The following is a 23,325-nucleotide window of genomic DNA, read 5'->3' as shown; positions in this document are numbered from 1 at the left end:
CCTCATTTATATTTAGTCATTAATTCTTCAGCATGTTTTAAAGAAATTTCGGAAATATCACCAGCCAACATTCTGGCAAGTTCTTGCTTTCTTTGTTGTGGTTCAAGGGAAATAATACGGATAACATTTTTATGCTTAGCTGGCACTTTCTGCAAAGCCAGTTGTTCATTGGCAATAGCAGCAATTTGAGCCAGATGTGTAATACAAATAATGCGATGATGCTGTGCTAACTGATAAATAAACTGAGCGACATAATCGGCAGTTTTACCACCAATTCCCGCATCAATCTCATCCAGAATAATAAGTTTTTCTTCCATTCTTTCCGACAATACCTTTTTAATAGCCAGTAATATACGTGAAAGTTCGCCACCTGAAGCGACTGCAGAAAGAGGTTTTAAGTCAGTTCCCCGATTAGCACTGAAGAGAAATTGACAGTTATCTTCTCCTTCATCACTGCATACACTTAGATATTGTTCTAATAACATATTCTCAATTGTCTTTTTGTCAATATTTATTTTGAATAGAGCATCAGGAATAGAAAGAAGACGGATATTTTCTTGCAGTTCTTTAGCCAGGGAATCTGCAGCTTTTTGACGAGATTTTGTAAGTTTTTCTCCCAGCTCTTTAAGGTTTTCATAATCTTGCTGAATGCTATTCTCCAAAACTTTAATAGTTGCACTGAGGTCTTCCATCGCATTGATTTGACCCTCTCTTTGCTGGAAAAGTTCAATCAGTTCAGCGATATTTTTTGCACGATGTTTATAGAGCAGGCTATTTATTTCATCCAGACGAAGTTGAATTTCTTGAAGTCTTTGCGGATTAAGATTTATACTTTGACTGATATCATTCAAATCTGAAGCAGAGGCAGAAATTTGTTCCAAACAATCCTTTAAATTTTCCAGAATTGGAGCAATCCGGGGATAAATAGAGCTGTAGGAGCTAAGGCTATTAATAACCTGAGCCAAACGAGAATGAATACTGTCTTCACTTTCATAAAGAGTGAAATAGGCAGAAGAAGCAGTTTCAATTAGCTCCTGTGCATTACTCAGTAGTTCAAATTCTTTCTGCAATTCCTCATCCTCTCCCATTTTAAGGTTAGCCTTTTCCAGCTCATTAAACTGATACTGATACAGTTCCTTTAGCTGACGATTTTTCTCTTCTTCTTCTTTTAGTTTTTCCAGCTCTTTCAAGGCAGATTTCAGCGAGTGATAGATTTGAGCATATTCTTTTTTAAGAGAGGAATTTTGGGCATAAAGGTCTAATAATTGAAGCTGATAGGCATTAGACAGTAATCTTTGCTGGTCACGCTGATGGTGAAAATCAATCATTAGAGGTTTTAATTCACGCAAAAGAGAGGCTGATACCTTGCGGCCATTAAGAAAATAAGTGGATTTCCCTGCTGGTTTAATTTCCCGAGCTAGGGTAAGTTCAGAATCTATCTCCTGCCCCTGTTGCTGTAAAAAGCTTTGTACTTCTGAATTATGAGAAATATCAAAGGTAGCTTCCAGATAGATAGGTTTGGTTTCATCATAAGGTTCTAAAGCGGTAGAGTTATCCCCAAAAATTAAAGCAATAGCACCAACTAATATGGATTTCCCTGCTCCAGTTTCTCCCGTTAAGACCGTCATACCCGGTCCAAATTCTATTCTTTCTTGGGGAACAAAGAGATAGTTTTGGATATAAAGCTCGGTCAGCATCTATTTTCCCAAGTGCATCTTGCGTCTAAGAATTTGATAAAAAGTGCGATTAGAAAGTTTAACAAACTGTACTGTCTGCTTTGCAGCAGTGATAGCTACTTCATCATTTTCTTCTATGGGACTACAATTAACTCCATCTATTTGAAGAGTAGCTGGTGCTTCCAGATTATGGATACGCAATAAGATATGGTCAGTGGAAGGGAAAACCATAGGACGAACAGTTAAAAGATGGGGATTTAATGGACTTAATACCATAGCTTTCATTTCTGGAGATAAAATTGGACCTCCAGCAGCCAGGGAATAAGCAGTTGAACCTGTAGGAGTGCTGACAATTACACCATCACATCGTGTGTCAAAAACGAATCTTCTATTGTTAAAGATGCGTACTCCAATAAGTTTTGGCATTTCAGCTTTACAGGCAACAGCATCATTTAAAGCCAAATCTTTATAAATAATAGAGCCATTTCTCCTTAACTGACATTGTATAAGCATTCTTTCCTGCAAGCGATATTTTTTGTTCAAGAGGTCTCTAAGAGAAGATTTTAATTCGCCTAAGGTAGTTTCCGAAAGAAAACCAAGATAGCCTATATTAATTCCTAAAATAGGAGCTTTTGTCCTAAGAGCGATATTTTTAGCTCTGAGAATAGTTCCATCACCACCAAATACGAGCACACAATCTATTTTAGGAGTTTTATCGCTTTCCAGGATATGAATATCTGGAGGAAGAATCTCTTGCTGAGAAGGAATGCCATAAAAGTTCAAGTGGTCTTCACTTTTAAGTTCTTCCAGCAAATCATAAATAGCAGTTTTATCTTTATAAGCTTGATTGATGTAGATTACGAAGTTTTTCATTATAAGGAATTCAATAGACTAACATAGGAAAGATAACGATTAGTAGGAATCTTCCCTTCTTCCAGAGCAGAAAGGACAGCACAATGCTCTTCATGAGTATGAGTGCAATCATTGAAATAACATAAAGGTGCCAGAGTTGCAAAACCTGGAAAGACTCGGGGAATTTGAGACTTAGTATCTTTAGCAAGATTCACTGTTTTAATTCCAGGTGTATCCAGCAGATGACCTCCAAAACTCCAAGGAATCAGAATAGTGCTGGTGGTGGTATGTTTTCCTTTTTCATTGTAATCACTGACCTCAGCGGTTGGAAGATTCAGTGAAGGTTCCAGTCTGTTAATAATAGAACTTTTCCCTGTTCCGGATTGACCGGAGAAGACACTATCGCGATTTTTTAACAGTTCATAAAGTTCATCTATCCCTTCACCCGTAAGAGCAGAGGTATATAGAAGAGTATAACCTACGTTTTTGTAGTAAGATACCGTTTCTTCTAATTTTTCCCGGTCTTCACAGAGGTCAACTTTATTGATAATGATGATAGCATCAATATTATCCAGAGCAGCAAGACAGAGATAGCGGTCTATCAATCCTGGTTTAATCATTGGTTTTCTCCAGGAGGAAGTAACTATTACCTGGTCAATATTAGCAGCTAAGATGGTAGGTCTTTGGAAATTAGAACCCAGATAACGAGTTAAAGTATTCTTACGCGGAAGGATATTTTCAATTCTTGGTGGTTCAGCTACGATATCCAGTTCCACATAATCACCTACGGCTACTATGGACTTACTATGAAAAGCGAATTGCTTTAATCTTCCCGAAAGAGTTGCCGTAAAGGTTTTATTATCAGCTTCAATAGTATATTGATAGTTACTTTTAATTTCCAGTATACGCCCTGAAATTAATTGCATATCTTTTTTGTAGGTTTCAGCAACTTTTTCGGGAGTTCTTTTTGCTTTAAACTTTATATTATCGGGCAATTCATCCAATACCTCAAGGTCCAGCAAGCGTGTATTTTTTAACCTTGCTGGACGATGTGGTTTGAGGATTTTCTTGTCCTTGGGTTTCATAGTTTTAAGATAAAAGTGGGGTTAATCTATCAAATAGTTCGCTGGCTGCTTTTAGTTTTGCCTCATTTCCTACCACGCAGTAATGATTCATACTCATCACTTCTTCAATCATATCTGCATATTGACGAATATCTTCCAATCTGGTGGAAAGTACCTCATCCCTAATCTGTTGTCTATCTTCCTGGGTAAAACCAGTGATATAATCATCATCTGATTGAGCACCCTTTCCTTCAGGAGTTTTAGGATAATCCAGATTGGAGATATCACCAATGATATACCTTTCCATATCCCGCTTACTGCATTCAAAATTACGCAAGAATTCAGAAGTCTGATCATAAACCTCCAGAGTTCTTTGAAGATTGGGGTCTCTATAGGAAACAAAATACATATAGCCATTCAAGGTAAACCCTGACCAGGCTCCATAAGCGCCACCTTTTTCACGGAGTTCACGATACAGGTAATCGCTATTGAGAATATTAGTAAGGACTCTCAATTTTCCAGAATAAGAATAACCTTTACGGAAGAAATTACCACCTTTGGCACAGTACTGCACCTGAATGGGAGCAATAATACCTTCATTGAGTTCTTTAGGATGAAAATATCGTTCAACAGGTGGGAACTCTTTATCAGAAATGGCATCAAGAAATGGATTTAATCCATTAATGGTATCTTTTATGGCTTCTTCTTCTGCAGTGATACTTATTAAGAGATTATTCTGTAAGAAGTAAGTATCTCGTATCTGTTCAAGTTTATGAGCAATAATTTCTATATCCTGTTCTAATTTTTTATCTAAGTTACTGAGAAAACGATAATAATCCAGACCACTGGTAAGATCAAGAAAATGATGTAATTGGCTGGAAGGAGCAAAAAGTCGGTTAGTTGCGATACTTTCGGCAAAATAAAATAATCTGGTTTGGAGTTTGGCTTTTGCTTCCCGGATGAGTAGTTTCAATCTATCATAGTCATCAAAAAGAGGATAGAAAGCAAATTCTTTTGCCAGTTCAATAAGTTTTTCTGTCTTATGATAGAGTGCTTTTCCACTAAGTAGGAACTTGAGCAGAATGATATCTGGGTCCTGATAACTGGGTCTGATATTTAACTTTAAATTCAAATCACCAGTATGACTGTATATTTCGTTGGAAAGGTCTATGTAATCATAATTTTTACTACTCACCATTCCCATAAGAGAAGCATATAGCGCAAGCCAGGGAAGGTCTTCTTCGGAAGAATGGTCAAGGTCAAAATAAGCTTTGAGATAGACAATTCCATTAGTTTTTAAAGGATGAGTAAGGATAGTTTTAGTTCCGAGTTTTTCTATTTCCAGTGAATAGGCTTCTGCTTCAGGATTTATGTCTTCAAGCGTGAGGAAAGGAATTCGGGCAAGCTCTTCAGGAGTTGGTTGTTGTAGTTGCCATTGTTGAAATTCTCTGGTCTCTTCTATCAGTTTATTTAGCACAGCTTCACTCAATTTGTTTTTCTCTTCCGCCAGTTTTTCTCTTATCTCTTGCTCCCATTTATTAGCCAGTCCCGGAACAGGAACATAGGTTATCTGGCTGCTATGATGATTCTTAAGCATTGATTTCTTAATCAATTCTTCATAATAGGGCTCAGTGAGACCTCTTCTCAATTCTTTCAGAATATCTTCAAATGCCAGAGCGTCTATGGGATTACCACCATGTATCCAGTGATGGTAAATATTGAAAGCATAATAAAGGCCCTTAGGGAAATTACCACTGGGACCTTCTCTTAGGAAAAACTCTCTACGATTGAGAACTGCTTCAATGAGTTTTTTATCAATCCCTTCCTTAACCAGACGATTCAACTCATCGGTGATAAGCTGAACCAGAAGAGGGATATTTTCTTTTTTAACTTCTTTGCAGATTAAACTGAAAGTAGGCTGTAAAATGCCGATATTTAAAGAAACTCTCACATCATGAGCTAAACCTGATTCCAAAATGGCTCTTTTTAAAGGAGAAGCAGGTGTACTCATCAGGATATCCATCAAAGCATTTATGGCAGAGACGGTTATTAAATCAGGATTTTTACCATAAGTAAAATTCAAACTTAGATGATATTGTTCACTTATATCTTTCCCTTCTTCAACGGGATATTCCACTTCCAGTTTCTTGGTTCGGGTAAAAGGTTTCTGGAAAGGCACTTCCACCGGTTCCACCTCTTTATTAAATTGCGAGAGATATTCCTTATCCATCATTTCCATTATTTCATTTTCATCGGCATCTCCATAAAGAAAGATATAGGAATTGGAAGGATGGTAGTGCTTTTTATGAAAGTTGATAAAAGCTTCATAAGTGAGTTGAGGAATTTCCTTAGGATTTCCCCCAGAATCATATTTATAAGGCGAATCGGGAAATTGAGCAATCTGATTGTTCAATTCAATCAAGTTATCTGGAGAAGAATATGCTCCCTTCATCTCATTATAGACCACACCAATAATCTTAAGTTCATCTTCAGGGTCTTTGATATCATAATGCCAGCCTTCCTGACGAAGAATATGCGGTTGCTCATAGATTTTAGGGAAAAAAACTGCGTCCATATAAACTCTGGAAAGATTATAGAAATCCTTCTCGTTGGTGCTGGCTACAGGATAAAGAGTCATATCCGAATCTGTCATTGCATTGATGAAAGTGTGCAACGACCCTTTTATCAACTCCATAAAAGTGGATTTTGCAGGAAAATTCTTTGAGCCATTTAAAACAGAATGCTCCATTATATGTGGACATCCGGTATTATCCTGAGGTACAGTTTTAAAAGTTACGCAGAAAACTTTGTTATTATCCTCACATTTAACATTGAGGAAATGGGCTCCACTCTTCTTATGTTCATAGTAATAGGCGGTTGCTGAGATTTCTTTTATCTCACGAGTCTCAAGCAGTTTAAAACCGTATTTTTCCACCTGCTTTTTCATTATATTCTCCTAAATAAGTTTATATTCACTTAAAACATTATGTAAAATCTCTCTATTGTTATCCATCAAGGGACACATAGGTAAACGGAATTCTAATTCCAGCATTCCCATCATATGCAATGCTTCCTTCACTGGAATAGGATTGGTCTCTATAAACATAGTTTGATGTAACTTTAATAGATGCTGATGCTGTTTTGCAGCAGTAATAAAATCGCCATTTAAACAAGTATGTATATGCTCACTCATCTCTTGGGGAATAATATTTGCTGTAACTGAGATACAACCCTTGCCACCAATTGCCATTAAAGGAAAGTTCATTGCATCTTCGCCACTTAACAGAGCAAAACCTTCAGGTGCATCACGAACTATTTCCGTTGCCTGGATTAAATTACCACTTGCTTCCTTTATTCCCGCAATCTGAGAACATTCACGGGCAAGTTTTACCACTGTAGTAGATGAAATATTTACTCCCGTCCTTCCTGGAACATTATAAATAACTATAGGAATGTTAGTTTTCTCAGCAATAGCCAGAAAATATTCTTCCATACCTTTCTGAGTAGGCTTCACATAATAGGGGGTTATTATCAGAGCATAATCTGCTCCCAATTCCTGAGCCTGCTTGGTATCTGCCAGAGTATGGTTAAAATTATTGCTTCCAGTGCCAATGATTACCGGAACTCGATGATTTATCCTCTGCATCGCAAATAAAAGCAATGCTTCTCTTTCATCCGATGCCAGACTGGAAGCTTCTGCCGTAGTCCCTAAGAGGACAATACCATCTGTCCCTTTCTCTAAATGAAAATCTATTAGCCTCTCCAAGGCTACATAATCTACCTCTCCGTGCTTAAACGGAGTTACTAAAGCCACAAAGGAACCTTGTAACATAAGTACATCTCCTTAAAGTTTGTTATTATTTGATATTTAAACATTTAATATTCTGATGAAACAAGTTTTTTGCTTAATCCTGTATTTCCAAAAACCATAGATATTATTTTCCGTCAATCTAAATATTAGAAGCAGTATAAGATTTAAAGATTTGTTCTGAATAATCTCAAGGGAAAATATGAGAAGTGGTATCAAATGGGAAATGTAATCTTCCCTTTATTCATTCATATAAAACGAATTTCTGGATTATTAATAGTTTTCTTATATCCATTATTTATTCTCATTGTATTCGTTAAGTCATGCGTTATATAACTAACAAGTTTTTAATATTAGGGTCTTTTGTTTGTCATTTTAGTAGTTGTATAGTCCATCTTGCTTCTATCTTAGCGAATTCCCCAAGAAAGAGCCAAGGAAGAGACAGGTAATTGAATAATTTCCATCTTATTATTAAGTTATAGAAAAAAAGGATAAATTATCTAATAAATTTACTTTGAAGGAGTTAAAAATAAAAGGAGCATTTTCTGAAGTTTTGGGTCTTGAAGACACTTTAAGAAAGCTTGAAAGTTAATCAGAAATCCAGAAAAATGGCTACCTTATCAATAATATCTCCATCTAAACTATAAGCAGTGCAAATCAAATAATTTTTCTGGTGATTAAGAATAAGATAATTATAGGAAGAGCAAAAGATTTTACTGTAGGGATGTTGAGAAAGAGAAGGACGAAGAGACCCTCCAGCACCTCCTGAGATAAAAAAGTTGAGGTTTTTCCATTGTAAATGTTCATAATTATGGTCGTGTCCAGAAAAAACGGCAATAACCTTATGAGAAGCAAAAAGAGCCGGAAGATAAAGTGCCCAATCTTCATTTCCACTATGATAACCACTGCTGAATATAGGATGGTGCATCAGGATAATCTTAGGTTGTAAAGGATTAGAATTGAATGTCTCAATTAGCCAGTTTAATTGTTCGGAATGAGGTGAAAGTTCCAGAGTGCTATCCAGAATGATAAAGAGCAAGCTATCATATTCTACCGTGTAATAAGTTTGGCTTAAGAAAGGGAAGTTTTTCAAGAATAATTCAGAAGAAGCATCGTGATTGCCCTTAACTGGATAGAGAGGACACAAATCTGTAAGGGGTTTACAGCAAGAAAAGAACTCATCATATTCTTCCTGCTTTTTCCCCTGAGCAGTTAAGTCTCCCAGATGGAAAGTAATGTCTGGTTGATATTTGATTATAGCTTCAACTATCTGTTTATGAATATCATTATTGCTTTGAGAATCACCATAGATAGCAATAACGGCATAAATAGATGAGAGAAAAAGAAAAAGGAAAAAGGAAAGTAGAAGTTTTTTATATAAAGAACCAGCATTCATTGAAGTAGTTTAATATATTCAGCCTGAAAACGCTGTAAGTCCTGCCAGGCTGGTTTTTTCCAGTTCGGATTCCTTAATAAAGCAGAAGGGTGGTAAGTTACAAAAGTTTTAATATCTTTAAAGCTATGAGTGGTCAGACGCAGTTTTTCCATACTTAGTTTTGTATTAAGCAAGGTTTGAGCCGCAACCAATCCGAGTATAAGGATTAATTTTGGTTGTATAATTTCAATTTGTTCCAGGAGATAGGGTAAACAGGCTTCCCTTTCTTCCGGTTCAGGATTGCGATTATTGGGAGGTCTGCATTTCACGATATTACAGATATACACATCTTCCCGAGAGAGATTAATTGCCTTAAGCATCTTAGTAAGAAGATTACCCGCAGGTCCGACAAAGGGACGACCAGTTAGATTTTCTTGTTCTCCCGGACCTTCACCAATAAGCATAGCCAGGGCGTCCGGATTACCTTCCCCATATACAAATTTGATTCTTCCGGTATGAAGTTTACACTTTGTGCAGGTAGAATATTTAATACTTAGTTCTTTCAGGATTTCTGCTTTACGAGAAGTAGGCAGAAAGATTTCTTTAACACCGAGATTTTTCAGCAGTTCCAGATGTTGAATTAATTCACGAGGAATCATAGAACCCGGTTATTCTTCTTCATCCTCAAAGTTATCCAAGTCATCCTCAAACTCGTAGGATTCTTCTTCCTCTTCCTCTGTTTCTTCTATTTCTTCTTCTTCCTCTTCTTCTTCGCTATAGAAACGATGAGTAGAATCGGCTAATTCTTCAATATGTTCGCCGGAATCGTCGTAGGTCTCTTCTTCCAGTTCCACTTCTTCTTCAGGATAGGGTAAGTGTTCTTTAGCCATCTTAAGCGTGGCTTCTTCTATTTCTTTAAAGTAATCGGGAACTTCATTATCAGCGACATGATTCATAGCCATAACAGGAATTTTATCCGGGAAATGTTGTCTGACATAAGCTGGAAGCTGACTTAATCTCTGAGCTTCAAGATTAGCCAGAAGGCAAAACAGATAGTCTATACCAGTTTTTTCAAGAAACAGGTCAATTTTAGGATTATACATAATTATTACTCCTCTTCCAGAAAGTCTTTAATAGGCTCTGGATAACGGTTAGTGCGGTTTTCTTCACCGCGAATAATAGCCAGCACATCTTCAACCGCAACAGAAAGTTCATCATTAACTATGAGATAATCATACTGTGGAATAAACTTAATTTCCTGCTTGGCGACAAGCAGTCTTTTCTCAATTTCCCGCAGTGAATCGGTATTTCTTTTAATGAGTCTTTCTCGTAATATTTTCATAGATGGTGGCATAATAAATATTTTAACATAGGGAATACTGGTAGAGCTAATTTGAGCAGCACCCTGCACATCAATATCAAGAATAATATGATGCTGGGCAGCTAAACGGTCTTTAATAAAGCTTATAGAAGTGCCATACCAGTGACCAAAAACTTGGGCGGTTTCCAGGAAATCGCCTTCTTCTCGCCGACGCAGAAACTCTTCTTCATCAATAAAATGATAGTGCACTCCATTCTTTTCATCTCCACGAGGAGGTCTGGTAGTATAAGATACGGAATATTCTATGTCCGGTCTTATTTTGCGCACTTCATTAAGAATTGTGCTTTTCCCACCTCCAGAAGGCGAAGAGAGGATAATGAGAAAATTCTTATTTTTTTTAATCACCGTTCATAAAGCTTCAATTAATTTAGTATAGTCACGAGGACTTAATAAGTCTTCCAATTCTTCAAGATTAGAAAGATGAACCCGGAATAGCCAGCCTTCTTCATAGGGTGATTTATTGATGATTTCTGGAGATTCTTCAGCTTCAATATTTTTTTCTTCTATAACCCCACTGACAGGACTAATCAGATCTTCGGCAGATTTAACTGCTTCAATAGTGCCACAAGGTTCACCTGCAGAGACTTTATTTCCAATCTCTGGCAATTCCAGATAGACAATATCACCCAATTCTTTTTGAGCAAAATCGGTGATGCCTACAGTGGCAATCCCATCATCTAATCTAACCCATTCGTGTGTTTCTGTGTAGTATAAATCATCAGGAACCAGCATTTTGTTTCTCCCCTAATTTATTTTAAAGCTAAATTTGAATAGCTCTATATTGTGTCAAGGACAACTTAAAAAAGTTTTCCCCAGACAGAAAATAAATGAGATTAAAAAAGAAAAGGACGCAAGCTTTGAATACCTGCGTCCCTTTCTTTGTGAGGCTGGTTTATTGAATGACTATCTCTTTCTGCGGAGTTGGTTCTTTCTTCGGGATAATCAGATGCAACACGCCATCTTCCATTTTAGCCGATATCTTAGAGACATCAGTATTATCAGGAAGAAGTAAGTTGCGACGATAGTTACCACTATAGCGTTCGCAGCGGTAGATTGTTCCTTTCTTTTCTTCCTTTGTCTCTTCAACATTGGCTTCAATCAGAAGCTGATTATCATGAACCGTTATTTTTACATTGTCTTTCTTGAATCCAGGCAGGTTAGCCAGAATCTCATATTCTTTATCTCTTTCTATGATATCCATTGGCATAGCCCGGAAATTTTCTTCTTCAAAATCTTCCTCAAAAGCACGATTGAAAAATTCATCAAACATATTTAACATCGTGCTCATTGGATTAATCTCTGAAGTTCTACGAGATGGTACTAGTTTCATTTTAAACCTCCTTTTTCATTTATTGATTTCTACTATTAATATAATGAAAGTGAGAGAAAAAGCAAATAAAAAATTAGCAGTCTCCAGTTCTATCTGCTAAAAATAGTCTGTGACCTAAGCTTTGATACAAGGTTTTTGGGCTAATAAAGCTTCTTTTTTCTATTCAAAATTCTATTACAGGGGATATAAATCCCTTCAAGGGATAAAAGTGACAGAATATTTCTTCGTCTGTGGAACGAGGTACAATCTTCTTTACTAAAGCAATAACAATTTAAATCTTATAAAAAATACCCAGGATGATATCGTATCAGTCCTTCTACACCCCATTTTAATAGAAGAAGTTAATCAGTAAGGGTATAGTAAATAGAGCAATAAAAGTTGAGATAGAGACCACGGTTGCAGCAAAATCGCGGTCCATATCTTCTCTATCAGCCAAGATAAGGGTATTAAAACCTGCAGGCAGTGAAGAACAGATTATAACCACGATTTGAGCTGTTCCATGTAACCTAAAAATGAGGGTTAGTAGATAACCGGTAATTAGGCCTACTCCCATTCTCAATACTACAGCAATCAGAGCTTTCCCGAGATGTTTTAGCTTTGGTTCACAGGCTAATCCGAGAGCTACCATCATCAGAATTCCAGTAGGATTACCTAAAAGTTCCAGGAAAGAGATAACCGTATTGGATAGTTGCAGATTTGACATTTTAATCAGAACGGCAAAAAGAATGGCATATAAAGGAGGAAGAGTGAGAAATTTTTTGAGCTGGATTTTTTCTTTAGTAGCAGAAGTCCCATATTTGATTGCCTGATAATAAGCAAAGGTAAAAATCATTATAGTGTTTCCAATATCAAAAAGGGAAGCACGAGCCAGTTCTTCACTTCCTATAATTTTAAAGTAAGGCAGAGCAAAAGCTGTGTTCATTATCATAGTAGCTACCAGGAAACTTCCGAATGTTTGGGGTTCCATTTTCAGCTTTTTCCCTATGGCAGAAGAGATGAAATAAATTATCACCATCACCAGCATTGCACAGAGTGCTACTAAAAGTAAATCCAGAGCTAAGGTAGCACGATAAATAGCCAGAATCATTAGAGGTGGGATACAGACATTAAGTACAAAGCGAAGAAGGATGTGAGCATCATCTTTTTGTAAGAGTTTCAGCTTTTTCAGGATAAAACCAATAAAGAAACACAAAATAAAGGTGAGATTCTGTCCCTGGAAGAAATTCATAACTTATTGAGTTCTTTAGCGGTTATTGTTATCCGATGGAAAATAGAAGACTTTATAAATTATTTCTAAGTCTGATTTTAAATCTTCATTATGTTCTTCATCAGCTCTTGTTTGTGGTGGTTCAATAAATTTCCAGGCAGGGTATTCGGATAGAGCTTGAGCTAAATTCCATTTTCGCTTAAATTTTTTACCATCCAATTCAGATAAAGCTTTGAGTTGTTCCTCAGTAAAACGACGATTAAGACCTCCTTTATTGAGGAGTTCCACATTAACCAGGAGAGGATAATTTTCACATATACTAATAATAATTTTTACCTCTTCAGGTGTATAGAAATCTTCTTCCATTAATTCTTTATAGAGCTCTCTTTCTGTTTTGAAGGTTCGTAGGTTAACAAATGATAGATGTTTAGTATCTATTCCGCGTTGTTCTATTTCTTTTACTGCAGCTTTATCTACTGTGTAGGTTATAGGAAGGCGTACCTCTAGTTCAAACACATTTTGACTTATATAAAGAGCAACAAAGGAAAGAAGGAAAGCCATCAAAGGTGCAACAATCCACGCAAGAGATACCTTCCCAAGCACATTATATTTTATATTTTTTCCTCCCTTAGCCAGACCTATACCAAGTACAGCACCGACCATAGCTTGGGTGGAAGATATAGGAACTAAGGGAACAGCTGGTAACCCGATAGAAAGAAGTAAATTATGCAATCCACGAGAAGAAAATAAGAATAGAACAAAGGTCTCAGCTAAAAGAGCTACTAATGCCATAGCTGGAGAAAGTTTATAGATTTCATGCCCTACAGTTCCCATCACTTTATGTGAATAGGTGTAGATGCCTAAAACTACAGAAAGCGCACCAACCAGGTATAATTGTTGAACTCCAGTAAGTGAAAACATAGAACCTATGGTTAAATCTTTAAAAGGAGTAACTGGTACAAAAACTCCAATGGCATTAGCAATGGTGTTTGCACCTAAGAAATAAGCTGCAATAGCTCCAAATACAACTAAAGCATAACGGATAATCATATCCTGTTCCAGAAGATGTAATCGGGAACGATTTATCCACCTTCGCATAAGATAAAAGAATAAAGCAGCAACTGCAGCAGAGACAATAAATGCAATAATCCAGCTACTGGCAATAGTAATCAGAGAATTAAAATCGGTGATGCGTCCAGAAAAGTAGTTCCAACCAATTATAGCTCCAACAATAGTTTGAGAAACGGCAACTGGAATGCCTAAACGGACAATTGCCACAATAGCTAAAGCAGCAGCTAATGCGACAGTAAAGGCGCCCCCAATAGCATCTATGGAACCCAATCTTCCGAGAGTTCCAGAAGGTCCACTTCCTTCCAGAAAAGCACCTAAGGTATAGAAAATAGCTGCAATCAGGGCAGCTTGACTGAATTTAATCATACGGGTGGAAACGGCAGCACCAAAAATATTACCGGTATCATTGGCTCCCATTGACCAACCGATGAATAACCCACTCAGAAGATAGAAATAGACCATATCAGCTGATAATCTATAATTGTCTTTTTATAGTATAGATAGCAAGCCTATCACAGACTGCTTGAGCATAATCAGAAATCTGTTCAATATGAATGGCAAACCAGCGTAACTGACTCTTAAGGGCAAGGTCTATATCCAGAGAAAAGATTTGACGGCGTAGTTTTTCTCCTAATTGGTCAGCTTCTCTTTCAAAGAAATAGACCTTATGGATGAAGTTATTGACCTGACTGAGGTCACGGAAGAAGGAACGCACAGCAAAGACCAGTTGTTCTACAGCAGCTGTAGAAGCAGTGGTAGTCTGCAGCCAGAGGTCATCCAGTACGGAAGGAATTTCCGGATTTTCTATAGAAAACTGCATCAAAGTATCCTTCATATGGTCCATAACCTCATCAGTATTTTCCAGTATAGCCAGAACATCACCCCGATTTTCTGGAATTAGTGTTCGTTCATATAAATAGCGTTCTACTGCTATCCTGAGGTCATCCACCTTCTTTTCATTCTCTCTAATCAGATTCAATCTTTCTTCAAATTGCGAGGTCCTTTCTTGGAGATAGTCATCCACAGCAAAACGGAAAATTAAAGCAGAATCACTGACTATATCCAGAAAGGTATCAATCTGGGCTTCTACGAATTTAGTAGTTTTTAAGACCAGAGCCATTATTTCTCCTTGGATAATCTTAAATTTCAATCTTTAATAAATATTTATGGTTATGTATTTTGTCAAGATTAAGCTGCAAATCCTTTTTTTATCCATATATATTTTAATATAAGTGATTTAATATTGACAGTTTAATCAGGATAAGAGAATAAGAAAAAAGAAAATAACTTTAAGAAAGGAGCAAAGATAATGCGAGATAAACTTTACTTGATAGATGGTACGGCACTTCTATATCGCTCTTATTACGCTTTCGTTAATAATCCACTGATAAATAGTAAAGGTGAAAATACCAGTGCTATATATGGTGTGGTCAATTCCTTCTTGCATTTACTGGATTCCAAAAAGGCAGAAAATTTATTGATAAGCTTTGACCGTAAAGCACCCACTTTCAGACATGAACTCAGTGAAGCCTATAAAGCTAATAGACCTCCTATGCCAGATGCTCTGCTGGCACAGGTAGAGCCAGTTCAAGAGTTTTTTCGGATAATCGGTCTAAAAGAAATATCCATAGACGGTTATGAAGCTGATGATGTTCTGGCAACTTTAGCAGAACACTTTAAAACTGATTATGATATAGTGTTTGTTACTATTGATAAAGATTATGCACAACTGGTCGACGATAAGGCAGTTATCTACGACCCAATGAAGAATATTACTCTGGATAAAGAAGCAATTGTTAAAAAATATGGAATACTCCCTGAACAATTTGTGGATTTTCTGGCATTAGCAGGAGACCCCAGTGATAATATACCCGGAGTTAGAGGCATTGGAGAAGTTACAGCAGTTAAGTTACTCAAGCAATATTCCAATTTGGATGAGATTTATGCTCATCTGGATGAAATTCCGGAAAAATTACGACAAAAGCTGATTGAAGGTAAAGATAATGCCTATCTTTCCAGACAGTTGGCTATGATAATCAGAAATGTTCCTATTGAGATCCCCCGAATTGAAGCTCTAAAATTTAATCCAGAATCATTACATAAAGCAAAGGATTTTCTCACTCGCTATGAGATAAATACTTTGAAGAGATTAATAGATAATCGTTATGGGCAGAAAATAGCTATTTCAATTCCTTCAGAAGAACCGGATAAATTGGTACAGAGTGATATATTTGAAAGTGAGTATACAGTTCCCTCCAAAATGGGAAATAAGAAGTTTCAGGCAATACTGGCAACAGCAGAAAATTATTCTAAGCTGCTGGACCATTTGAAGAAGGTTAATCTGGTAAGTCTTGATACAGAGACTACTTCTGAAGATGCAATGCAAGCCGATTTAGTTGGTATTTCCTTATGTTTTAAATCTGATGAAGCCTGGTATATACCTATAGGACACAAGGAGTATAATAATTTCCCTAAAGAGCAAACTCTCCGTGAACTAAATGAAGCTTTGCAAGGTAAATTGATTCTGGGTCATAATATTAAGTATGATATGATCGTACTCCACCAGGAAGGCTGGAACTGGGATAATAAAATTGGAGACACTATGATTGCCGCTTATCTTTTAGACCCTGGGACAAATCAATATTCTCTGGAAACCTGTACTGCTACGGAACTTCAGTATGAGATGATTACTTTTTCAAGTTTAATTAATAAAAAAGCCTGCCCCAGCTTTGATTTACTGGAAGTAGAAAAAGCTTGTGACTATTCTGCGGAAGATGCCTGGGCAGTCTATATGCTCTATCCTATCTATCTGAAAAGGCTGGAAAACACAGGTTTAAAAGAGCTATATGAAAATATAGAAATCCCTTTAATACCAGTTTTACAGCAGATGGAAGAAAATGGAGTCAGCATTGATACAGAAGTATTGAAAGAGATATCCAAAAATATCAACCAGGAACTGGAAAAACTTACCGAAGAGATATATGCCTATGCCGGTTATGAGTTTAACATTAATTCAACTCAGCAACTGGCAAAGGTTCTTTTTGAAGAGAAGAAGTTACCTGCTAAGAAGAAGACCAAAAGTGGTTATTCCACCGATAGTGCAGTTCTGGAAGAGCTGGCAGAAAAATATGAGATTGCTGAGAAACTTCTGCAATACCGAATGTTAAGTAAACTTGAATCCACTTATGTGAGTGCTTTACCAAAATTAATTAATCCGAGAACCGGGAAAATACACTCTTCTTTTAATCAGACCGTAACCTCAACGGGAAGACTTTCCTCTTCCAATCCAAATCTCCAAAATATACCAGTTAGAACAGATTTAGGTAAGACGGTTCGGAAAGCTTTCATTGCCGCTGACCCGGATTGGGAACTTATGGATGCAGATTACTCCCAGATAGAATTGAGATTGTTAGCATTAATGTCTGGAGACCAGGTCCTGATAGATTCTTTTAAACAGGACTTAGATATCCATCGTCAAACTGCTGCTCTAATTACAGGAAAACCCTTAAACGATGTCACTGATGAAGAACGAAGAAGAGCAAAAGTTATAAATTTTGGTTTACTCTACGGAATGGGACAGAAGAAACTTTCACGGGAACTGGGAATTTCTCAAGAGGAAGCGAAGAAACTCATTGATGAGTATTTCCATCGTTTTCCCACCATCCAGGCTTTCATTAATAATTGCAAAGCAGAGGCAAGATTACATGGATTTTGTCAGACCCTATTTGGCAGGAAACTCTATCTTAAAAATATAAATAGCAGTAATCAGGGATTAAGAGCTGAGGCAGAAAGAGTGGCAGTAAATATGCCTATCCAGGGTACTGCAGCCGACCTTATTAAGATTGCTATGATTGATATACATAAACAAATTAAAGATAATCCCAGAATCAAGATGATACTACAAGTCCATGATGAACTCGTCTTTGAGGTACATAAAGAATTTTTGTTAGAAGCTGAAAAGTTGGTTAAGAAAGCAATGGAAGAAGCTTTACCGGAAAAATACAGTCGCATTGTGACTTTAAAAGTTGATATTGGACACGGTCATAGCTGGTTTGATGCACACTGAAAAGAAGCTTGACATTATAACCTGTAAAATATCTATAGAATTAAGAGCATTGAAATTTAGCTTTTTAGGGAACATCATTATAATCAATATTTAAAATCATAAAGAATATTTGAGGATAATAGTGGATAAAATACAATCTCAAGCTTTAGCTGAAAACCTGGCTCAAACACAGGTAAAAGAGATTGTTCTTTCACCAGAGAGCCAGTGGTTACTAAAGCAAAGTACCAATTATTTCGGTATACAACAAAGAACCAAGCAATTTTTGGAAGAATTTCACCATCCTTATGCCAATTGGGATGAGGTGCTATTTTTGCTCAGACAAAGTGTAATTGGAGATTTATGGTTCTATCTTCAGCTTCCAGAAAGAGATAAGGCTCTATCTATTATTCTAAAAATCTTTGAAGAAATCTTTCAAAAAGCAGAAAAAAATGAAACCAAGCAGAAGGCTATAACTGAATTTCTATCCTTCGTTAGTGCTTTAGCAAGTCAGGAACAGGTTCCACAAATAATTCTGGAAGACAGTGGAGAAATATTAGAAAAATGGTATAGAGATTACCCAGATTTATTTATTCCGCTTACAGGACAATGTTATAGCACATTGAAGCTTCTTTCTACCAGGATATCCCATCCAGAAAGGTTACTTGTGCTATTAAAATCTATCTATCAATCTTCTCTGGAATTGTGGAAATCCAGCTCTTCCATTGAGGAATGGTATGATAAATATACCGATTTGATTACTCTCAGTCGCAGTTATCTTTCTCGTACAATAGGCACCAGGTTCTATAACCAGCAATTAAACCAATTGGGTAAGATTAAAAGTATAGAGGAATTAAACGAGATTCCTTCTTTTACAGAAATAGCCGTTCGTCATAGAGATTTGCTGGCTCAATTTCCAAGTATACAGGAAAAGATTCATTATATCTTTTATCTTTTGAGTTTACCCCCTATGAGTGGTTTAATTGACCATCTTTTATGGGATTTTAATCGGATTTTAGGACAGTTACGAGAGACCTTATCTGCTAAAGAGATAAATGCGCTATTAGATTCTGTCTTTGAATTCCTGGCTGAATATAAGGATGTGCATACCAGTATTGTGCTGGATTGTGTTCTCACTATTGGCAAGGCGGTACTTGACCCTGAAGAACCCGAACTGGAAAAAAGGTTAATAAGAAAGATAATAGATCTTGGTTTTATTCCTCCCGGAAAAATTAAAATTAACCGGGACTGGCAGATTATAGCCAATAAAAACCACATTAAAAATATACGTGTCTGGCTTCAACTTATCAGCATTGACCCAGCTTTTTGTAAGGATTTATTAGCCGCTTTAACTATTTCTATAATCCGACAGGGAATCTTTGTATCCGATACGGATTTGTTCCAGAAAGATGTATCTGCATTTCTAAATAGCAACATCAAACCTATCTATGTGCAAGCAAAGCATCTTTTAAGACTTTTACCTGTTTTTTATAATGAAATAGGAGCAGAAGGTGAAATTAGAGACTTAAGCACCGAAATTGATGAGCTCTGCTATCGTAAGGATTTATTGATACACTTTGTCCGCAAACAGGTGCACACTGAAAGTAATAATACTCAGATTCAGCTGCTCCAAGAGATATTAAATTACTGGGTTGACCTTGACCCTAATCATTTGAAGGGCTTGGCACCTGAAGATATAGAAGAATATATAAGTCATCCCGATGAACTCAACCAGAAACAGCATCAGGCAGTAAATAAGTTTTTAAGCGACCACAACTTAGATGCACAAACCCTGCTCAGCCAATCCTGGCAAAGCATTGCTCCACTTTTTAAATCAATAAAAAATGAAGATATCCCACTTAAAAAATTAGAACTGCTATGCCGGATTTATTATCTTTTACTGGATAAATATCAGCTGGACCCCTATGATATAACAAAGTTTCTAAACCGATATAACTGGTTTGACCAGAAGGAGCAGCTTCGCTTGAAACAGAGTCTGGCAAGAAATGACTATGATAGCAGCATCCATCAGATGCTTAATTATATTGGCAGATTAAATAAAATAGTGCTTGATCCAAAACCTACTCAGCCCTGGGAAAATATATATTATAAAAGACACATAGCTGCTGGTATTCCTTCTATGTATGGTCAATACCGAGAACCGAAATTAGAAGCTATGGGCATAATATTCCGTCTGGAAAATCTGGTGGAAAGACTGATTGAAAAAGACATAAAGCAATTAAATCTGGAATATCTAACTGCTAAAACCCTCAAACGTATCATCCATATTCTTGAACTATATGAATTGGGTTTGATTTATGAAGGCTATTCAGTCAGTGCTTTTTCCAATGCCTTGGAGATGTTAAAATCCAGTCAACGTGTAGTCAGACTTTCCTTAGACCAATATCTGGACCTCTTCAAACAGATAAAAGATAGTATCACCGATTTAATCAATGAACATTTCTATCGTTTTTATGAACAAGAACTAAGCCATTTACCCGCTAAGGGAATACCAGGAAAGTATAAAAAACAAACCATCCAGCAAATGTTTGCTGAAGAATTTTTTCGTAAACTTCTGGGTAGCTCATTTCTCGTCCAATCAATGGACAATTTTATCTCTCAGATTATCACTTCTTTAAATTCTATGAAGACCATATTTGCTCCAGAGGACCTCATTAAAGTAATGAGTTATGACCCTGATTTGCTGTTTGTACCTCTACATACAAATAACCGTCGTCTGGACAATCAAGTGCTTTTAGGTGCTAAGGCCTATTTTCTTAAAAAAATGATTCAGTATGAATTTCCCATTCCCGCAGGAATTGTTATTACTACAGAGCTATTCCGGGCTCGTAATATAATTAATGCGCATCCAGAGATAGAGAAAGAGCTGGATGAAAAAATCCGCTTCAATGTTAATCGTATAGAAAATTATACCGGATTGGAATATGGCAATCCAGAGGCTCCTCTATTACTATCAGTGCGTTCTGGAGCTCCTATGAGTTTACCTGGAGCTATGAGCACCTTTCTCAATATTGGTATGAATGATGAGATTACTCTCAAGCTAAGCACTATGCCTAATTTTGGTTGGACTGCCTGGGATTGTTATCGTCGTCTTTTGCAAAGTTGGGGAATGGCATATGGTATAGACCGTGATGAATTTGATGCGGTGATGATTTCTTATAAGCGTCGGTATAAAGTACAGCTTAAGACTCAGTTTACTCCGGAGCAGATGAGAGATATGTGCATTTCCTATAAAAAGGTTTTAGCTCGTCATAAGGTTTCCTTTGAGCAGGATGTATTTCTTCAGCTTAAACAGGCTATAAATCATGTTTTAGACTCCTGGAACACTGATAGAGCACGTTTATATCGTCAAAAACTTCAGATAGCAGATGATTGGGGCACTGCTGTTCTTATCCAAAAAATGATTTTAGGTAATATCAGTCTTGATTCAGGCACGGGTGTTGCATTCACTTATGCAGATTGGAGTAAAGAACCAGGAATAACTCTGAATGGTGACTTTACCTTGTGCAGTCAAGGAGAGGATGTAGTAGCAGGATTGGTATATACTTTGCCTATCTCAGAACAGCAACGGAAATTATCTAAATCACCAGTACAAGTTTCCCTGGAAAAAGATTTCCCGGACATTTATGCTCGTTTACTTTCCCTGGCTCGTCAATTGGTAGAAGAACGTGGATATCCCCATCAAGAGATAGAATTCACTTTTGAGGGTCCACGCAAAGAGCAATTATATATACTTCAGACACGCAATCAACTAATTACTAAGGTCAAACAATATACAGTTTTCAGTGTCCCTAAACGTGAATTGAAAATCTTAGGTAATGGAATTGGAGTCGGAAAGGGTGTCCTGAATGGGATAATTGTCATTTCTCGTAAAGATATTGACGAACTAAAAGATATGAATTTACCTTTAATTCTGGTTAAACCGGATACAGTTCCTGAGGATATGGAACTTTTATTTGATTGTCAGGGTTTGCTAACTTCTCGTGGTGGTGTCACTTCTCATGCTGCTGTAACAGCCGTTCGTCTGGGAATTATAGGCGTCGTTAACTGTCGTCAACTCAAGGTTATAGAAGAAGACAATATCTGTCGGATAGGAGATTATATTCTGCGTCCTGGCGATAAGATAGCGATTGATGCTTCCAGTGGTTCTATATATTTAGGACATTATCCGGTGGAAACCATACCAGGTTAAGATATTAACGCAAAAAAAATATAGATAAGGAGAAAAACAATGAACAGCCAATTGAAAGGTAAAAGGCTACTTGGAATCAACGGAGTGGGAAGAATAGGAAAACTTCTGCTCTGGAATCATATTCATCTGAGACATTTTGATGGTATTGTCATTAACTTTGGCAGAGAAGTAGGAAAAAGCTTGGATGACCTGATTCAGGTCTTAGAAATGGATTCCACCTATGGCAGCATCCACAAATTCCTTTTTGGGGTAGTTGGACGTAAGGCAGAAATCAAGGTTATAGACCCAGAAAAACCTGTTCTGGAGATTGAGGGTATGCCCATAACTATACTTCGTAAAGCACGTGATCCCAAAGATATCAACTGGTTAGAAGAAGGTGTCCGCATAGTAGTTGATTGTACAGGTAATTTTTTAGACCCCAATATTACACCTGAAAAAGGAGTGCCCTGTCTTAGAGGTCATTTAGCAGCAGGTGCTCTCAAGGTCATTTGTTCAGCTCCTTTCAAAAGTAAGGCAGCAGTAATGGAAGATAATCCAGATACCATAACAATGATTTATGGTATCAATCACCTCAATTACGACCCTCAAAAACATCATATAATCTCCGCTGCAAGTTGCACTACCACTGGACTGGCTCATATGATAAAACCTCTACTTGAACATAAAGAAACAGCCAACATAATGACTGCATCTATGAGCACTATTCATGCTGCCACCAATTCTCAAAGTATCCTGGATTCTGTGCCTAAAGCAGGAGCTTCTGACCTGCGTAAAACGCGCAGTGTCTTCAATAATATCATCCTTTCTACTACCGGTGTTTCTAAAGCTCTGGAACTGGTGATGCCAGAAATTAAAAATATAGGTTTTATGGCAGATTCTGTGCGAATTCCTACTAACACCGTCTCTCTTATTAACCTTAATGTAACCTTCCATGCAGAACTAAATGAATTAGGACAACCCAATATCACCAGAAAACTAATTAATGATATTTATAAACAGGCAGCCGAAGGTCCACAAAATGGATTATTAATGTATACCGAAAGACAAAATGTTTCAGCAGATATGATTGGCAATATGGCAGCAGTAGTGATAGAAGCTAATGAAACTCACACCCGTACAAGCTTTATTGCTGTGCCACCCCAGACCCTGAAAGAATTGGGTGCTCCAGAGGATAAAACTGTCTATATGCCAGTAACTCATGCTAAAATCTTTGGCTGGTATGATAATGAACTCGGTTCATACACCAATTGTCTTTCTCGCCTGATAAATTATATAGATGAGACTACACCCTGAGTTTAAAGTCTAA

The 23,325-nt window shown here is 37.0% G+C and carries 17 protein-coding genes; 3 read left to right on the top strand and 14 right to left on the bottom strand.

Annotated elements, in window-relative coordinates:
- Window positions 1–2: 2 nt before the first annotated feature.
- The 14 genes from recN to E0946_RS00825 form a co-directional block, all read right to left on the bottom strand.
- Window positions 3–1,697, bottom strand: a complete 1,695-nt coding sequence (gene recN / locus E0946_RS00890; RefSeq protein WP_133200583.1) for a DNA repair protein RecN — start codon at window positions 1,695–1,697, stop codon at window positions 3–5.
- Complete coding sequence (locus E0946_RS00885; protein WP_133200582.1) at window positions 1,698–2,549, bottom strand: NAD(+)/NADH kinase; 852 nt, start codon at window positions 2,547–2,549, stop codon at window positions 1,698–1,700.
- On the bottom strand, window positions 2,549–3,613 hold the full coding sequence (gene rsgA / locus E0946_RS00880; RefSeq protein ID WP_133200581.1) for a ribosome small subunit-dependent GTPase A: 1,065 nt from the start codon (window positions 3,611–3,613) through the stop codon (window positions 2,549–2,551). Before rsgA ends, E0946_RS00885 begins: the two co-directional genes overlap by 1 nt.
- Window positions 3,614–3,617: 4 nt before the next feature.
- The gene (locus E0946_RS00875; RefSeq protein WP_133200580.1) at window positions 3,618–6,539 is read right to left on the bottom strand and encodes an insulinase family protein; all 2,922 of its coding nucleotides are present in this window, start codon (window positions 6,537–6,539) and stop codon (window positions 3,618–3,620) included.
- A 9-nt stretch (window positions 6,540–6,548) separates the two neighbouring features.
- Entirely contained in the window at window positions 6,549–7,424 is an 876-nt protein-coding gene (gene dapA, locus E0946_RS00870; RefSeq protein ID WP_133200579.1) for a 4-hydroxy-tetrahydrodipicolinate synthase, read from the bottom strand.
- Window positions 7,425–7,992: 568 nt separating this feature from the next.
- Window positions 7,993–8,796, bottom strand: coding sequence for a metallophosphoesterase family protein (locus tag E0946_RS00865; protein ID WP_133200578.1), 804 nt, complete (start codon window positions 8,794–8,796; stop codon window positions 7,993–7,995).
- A complete protein-coding gene (locus E0946_RS00860) occupies window positions 8,793–9,434 on the bottom strand; it encodes a uracil-DNA glycosylase (RefSeq protein WP_133200577.1) in 642 nt (213 codons plus the stop codon). The genes E0946_RS00865 and E0946_RS00860 overlap by 4 nt, the downstream gene beginning before the upstream one ends.
- A gap of 9 nt (window positions 9,435–9,443) precedes the next feature.
- Window positions 9,444–9,878 (bottom strand): hypothetical protein, encoded by a 435-nt coding sequence (locus E0946_RS00855; protein WP_133200576.1) that lies wholly within the window; start codon window positions 9,876–9,878, stop codon window positions 9,444–9,446.
- Between the two features lie 5 nt (window positions 9,879–9,883).
- Entirely contained in the window at window positions 9,884–10,501 is a 618-nt protein-coding gene (gene gmk / locus E0946_RS00850) for a guanylate kinase (protein ID WP_133200575.1), read from the bottom strand.
- A 3-nt stretch (window positions 10,502–10,504) separates the two neighbouring features.
- Entirely contained in the window at window positions 10,505–10,888 is a 384-nt protein-coding gene (gene gcvH / locus E0946_RS00845; protein WP_133200574.1) for a glycine cleavage system protein GcvH, read from the bottom strand.
- 160 nt (window positions 10,889–11,048) lie between these two features.
- Window positions 11,049–11,486: an Hsp20/alpha crystallin family protein gene (locus E0946_RS00840; protein WP_133200573.1), complete on the bottom strand. Its 438-nt coding sequence runs from the start codon at window positions 11,484–11,486 to the stop codon at window positions 11,049–11,051.
- 328 nt (window positions 11,487–11,814) lie between these two features.
- Window positions 11,815–12,714, bottom strand: coding sequence for an AEC family transporter (locus E0946_RS00835; protein WP_133200572.1), 900 nt, complete (start codon window positions 12,712–12,714; stop codon window positions 11,815–11,817).
- 15 nt (window positions 12,715–12,729) lie between these two features.
- The gene (locus E0946_RS00830) at window positions 12,730–14,226 is read right to left on the bottom strand and encodes an inorganic phosphate transporter (protein ID WP_133200571.1); all 1,497 of its coding nucleotides are present in this window, start codon (window positions 14,224–14,226) and stop codon (window positions 12,730–12,732) included.
- Window positions 14,227–14,239: 13 nt separating this feature from the next.
- Window positions 14,240–14,884: a DUF47 domain-containing protein gene (locus E0946_RS00825; protein WP_133200570.1), complete on the bottom strand. Its 645-nt coding sequence runs from the start codon at window positions 14,882–14,884 to the stop codon at window positions 14,240–14,242.
- A 189-nt stretch (window positions 14,885–15,073) separates the two neighbouring features.
- Here E0946_RS00825 and polA point away from each other — a divergent pair, with 189 nt between their 5' ends.
- From polA to E0946_RS00810, 3 genes are all read left to right on the top strand, one after another.
- The gene (gene polA, locus E0946_RS00820; RefSeq protein WP_133200569.1) at window positions 15,074–17,830 is read left to right on the top strand and encodes a DNA polymerase I; all 2,757 of its coding nucleotides are present in this window, start codon (window positions 15,074–15,076) and stop codon (window positions 17,828–17,830) included.
- 121 nt (window positions 17,831–17,951) lie between these two features.
- Window positions 17,952–22,019 (top strand): PEP/pyruvate-binding domain-containing protein, encoded by a 4,068-nt coding sequence (locus E0946_RS00815; RefSeq protein WP_133200568.1) that lies wholly within the window; start codon window positions 17,952–17,954, stop codon window positions 22,017–22,019.
- 39 nt (window positions 22,020–22,058) lie between these two features.
- A complete protein-coding gene (locus E0946_RS00810) occupies window positions 22,059–23,312 on the top strand; it encodes a glyceraldehyde 3-phosphate dehydrogenase NAD-binding domain-containing protein (RefSeq protein WP_133200567.1) in 1,254 nt (417 codons plus the stop codon).
- Window positions 23,313–23,325 lie beyond the last annotated feature (13 nt).

Origin of the sequence: Candidatus Syntrophosphaera thermopropionivorans (genome assembly GCF_004353895.1) — a bacterium.
Taxonomy (GTDB): Bacteria; Cloacimonadota; Cloacimonadia; order Cloacimonadales; family Cloacimonadaceae; genus Syntrophosphaera; species Syntrophosphaera thermopropionivorans.
Note: the sequence above shows the minus strand (reverse complement) of the source record. Positions and strands in the feature narration are given on the sequence as shown.

Excerpts from the sequence above, each read along its gene's own strand:
- E0946_RS00860 (WP_133200577.1), bottom strand. The coding sequence starts at position 9,434 with ATGATTCCTCGTGAATTAATTCAACATCTGGAACTGCTGAAAAATCTC.
- E0946_RS00875 (WP_133200580.1), bottom strand. The coding sequence starts at position 6,539 with ATGAAAAAGCAGGTGGAAAAATACGGTTTTAAACTGCTTGAGACTCGT.
- E0946_RS00810 (WP_133200567.1), top strand. The coding sequence starts at position 22,059 with ATGAACAGCCAATTGAAAGGTAAAAGGCTACTTGGAATCAACGGAGTG.
- E0946_RS00825 (WP_133200570.1), bottom strand. The coding sequence starts at position 14,884 with ATGGCTCTGGTCTTAAAAACTACTAAATTCGTAGAAGCCCAGATTGAT.
- E0946_RS00885 (WP_133200582.1), bottom strand. The coding sequence starts at position 2,549 with ATGAAAAACTTCGTAATCTACATCAATCAAGCTTATAAAGATAAAACT.
- E0946_RS00865 (WP_133200578.1), bottom strand. The coding sequence starts at position 8,796 with ATGAATGCTGGTTCTTTATATAAAAAACTTCTACTTTCCTTTTTCCTT.
- E0946_RS00835 (WP_133200572.1), bottom strand. The coding sequence starts at position 12,714 with ATGAATTTCTTCCAGGGACAGAATCTCACCTTTATTTTGTGTTTCTTT.
- recN (WP_133200583.1), bottom strand. The coding sequence starts at position 1,697 with ATGCTGACCGAGCTTTATATCCAAAACTATCTCTTTGTTCCCCAAGAA.
- dapA (WP_133200579.1), bottom strand. The coding sequence starts at position 7,424 with ATGTTACAAGGTTCCTTTGTGGCTTTAGTAACTCCGTTTAAGCACGGA.
- E0946_RS00855 (WP_133200576.1), bottom strand. The coding sequence starts at position 9,878 with ATGTATAATCCTAAAATTGACCTGTTTCTTGAAAAAACTGGTATAGAC.
- gcvH (WP_133200574.1), bottom strand. The coding sequence starts at position 10,888 with ATGCTGGTTCCTGATGATTTATACTACACAGAAACACACGAATGGGTT.
- rsgA (WP_133200581.1), bottom strand. The coding sequence starts at position 3,613 with ATGAAACCCAAGGACAAGAAAATCCTCAAACCACATCGTCCAGCAAGG.
- E0946_RS00830 (WP_133200571.1), bottom strand. The coding sequence starts at position 14,226 with ATGGTCTATTTCTATCTTCTGAGTGGGTTATTCATCGGTTGGTCAATG.
- polA (WP_133200569.1), top strand. The coding sequence starts at position 15,074 with ATGCGAGATAAACTTTACTTGATAGATGGTACGGCACTTCTATATCGC.
- E0946_RS00840 (WP_133200573.1), bottom strand. The coding sequence starts at position 11,486 with ATGAAACTAGTACCATCTCGTAGAACTTCAGAGATTAATCCAATGAGC.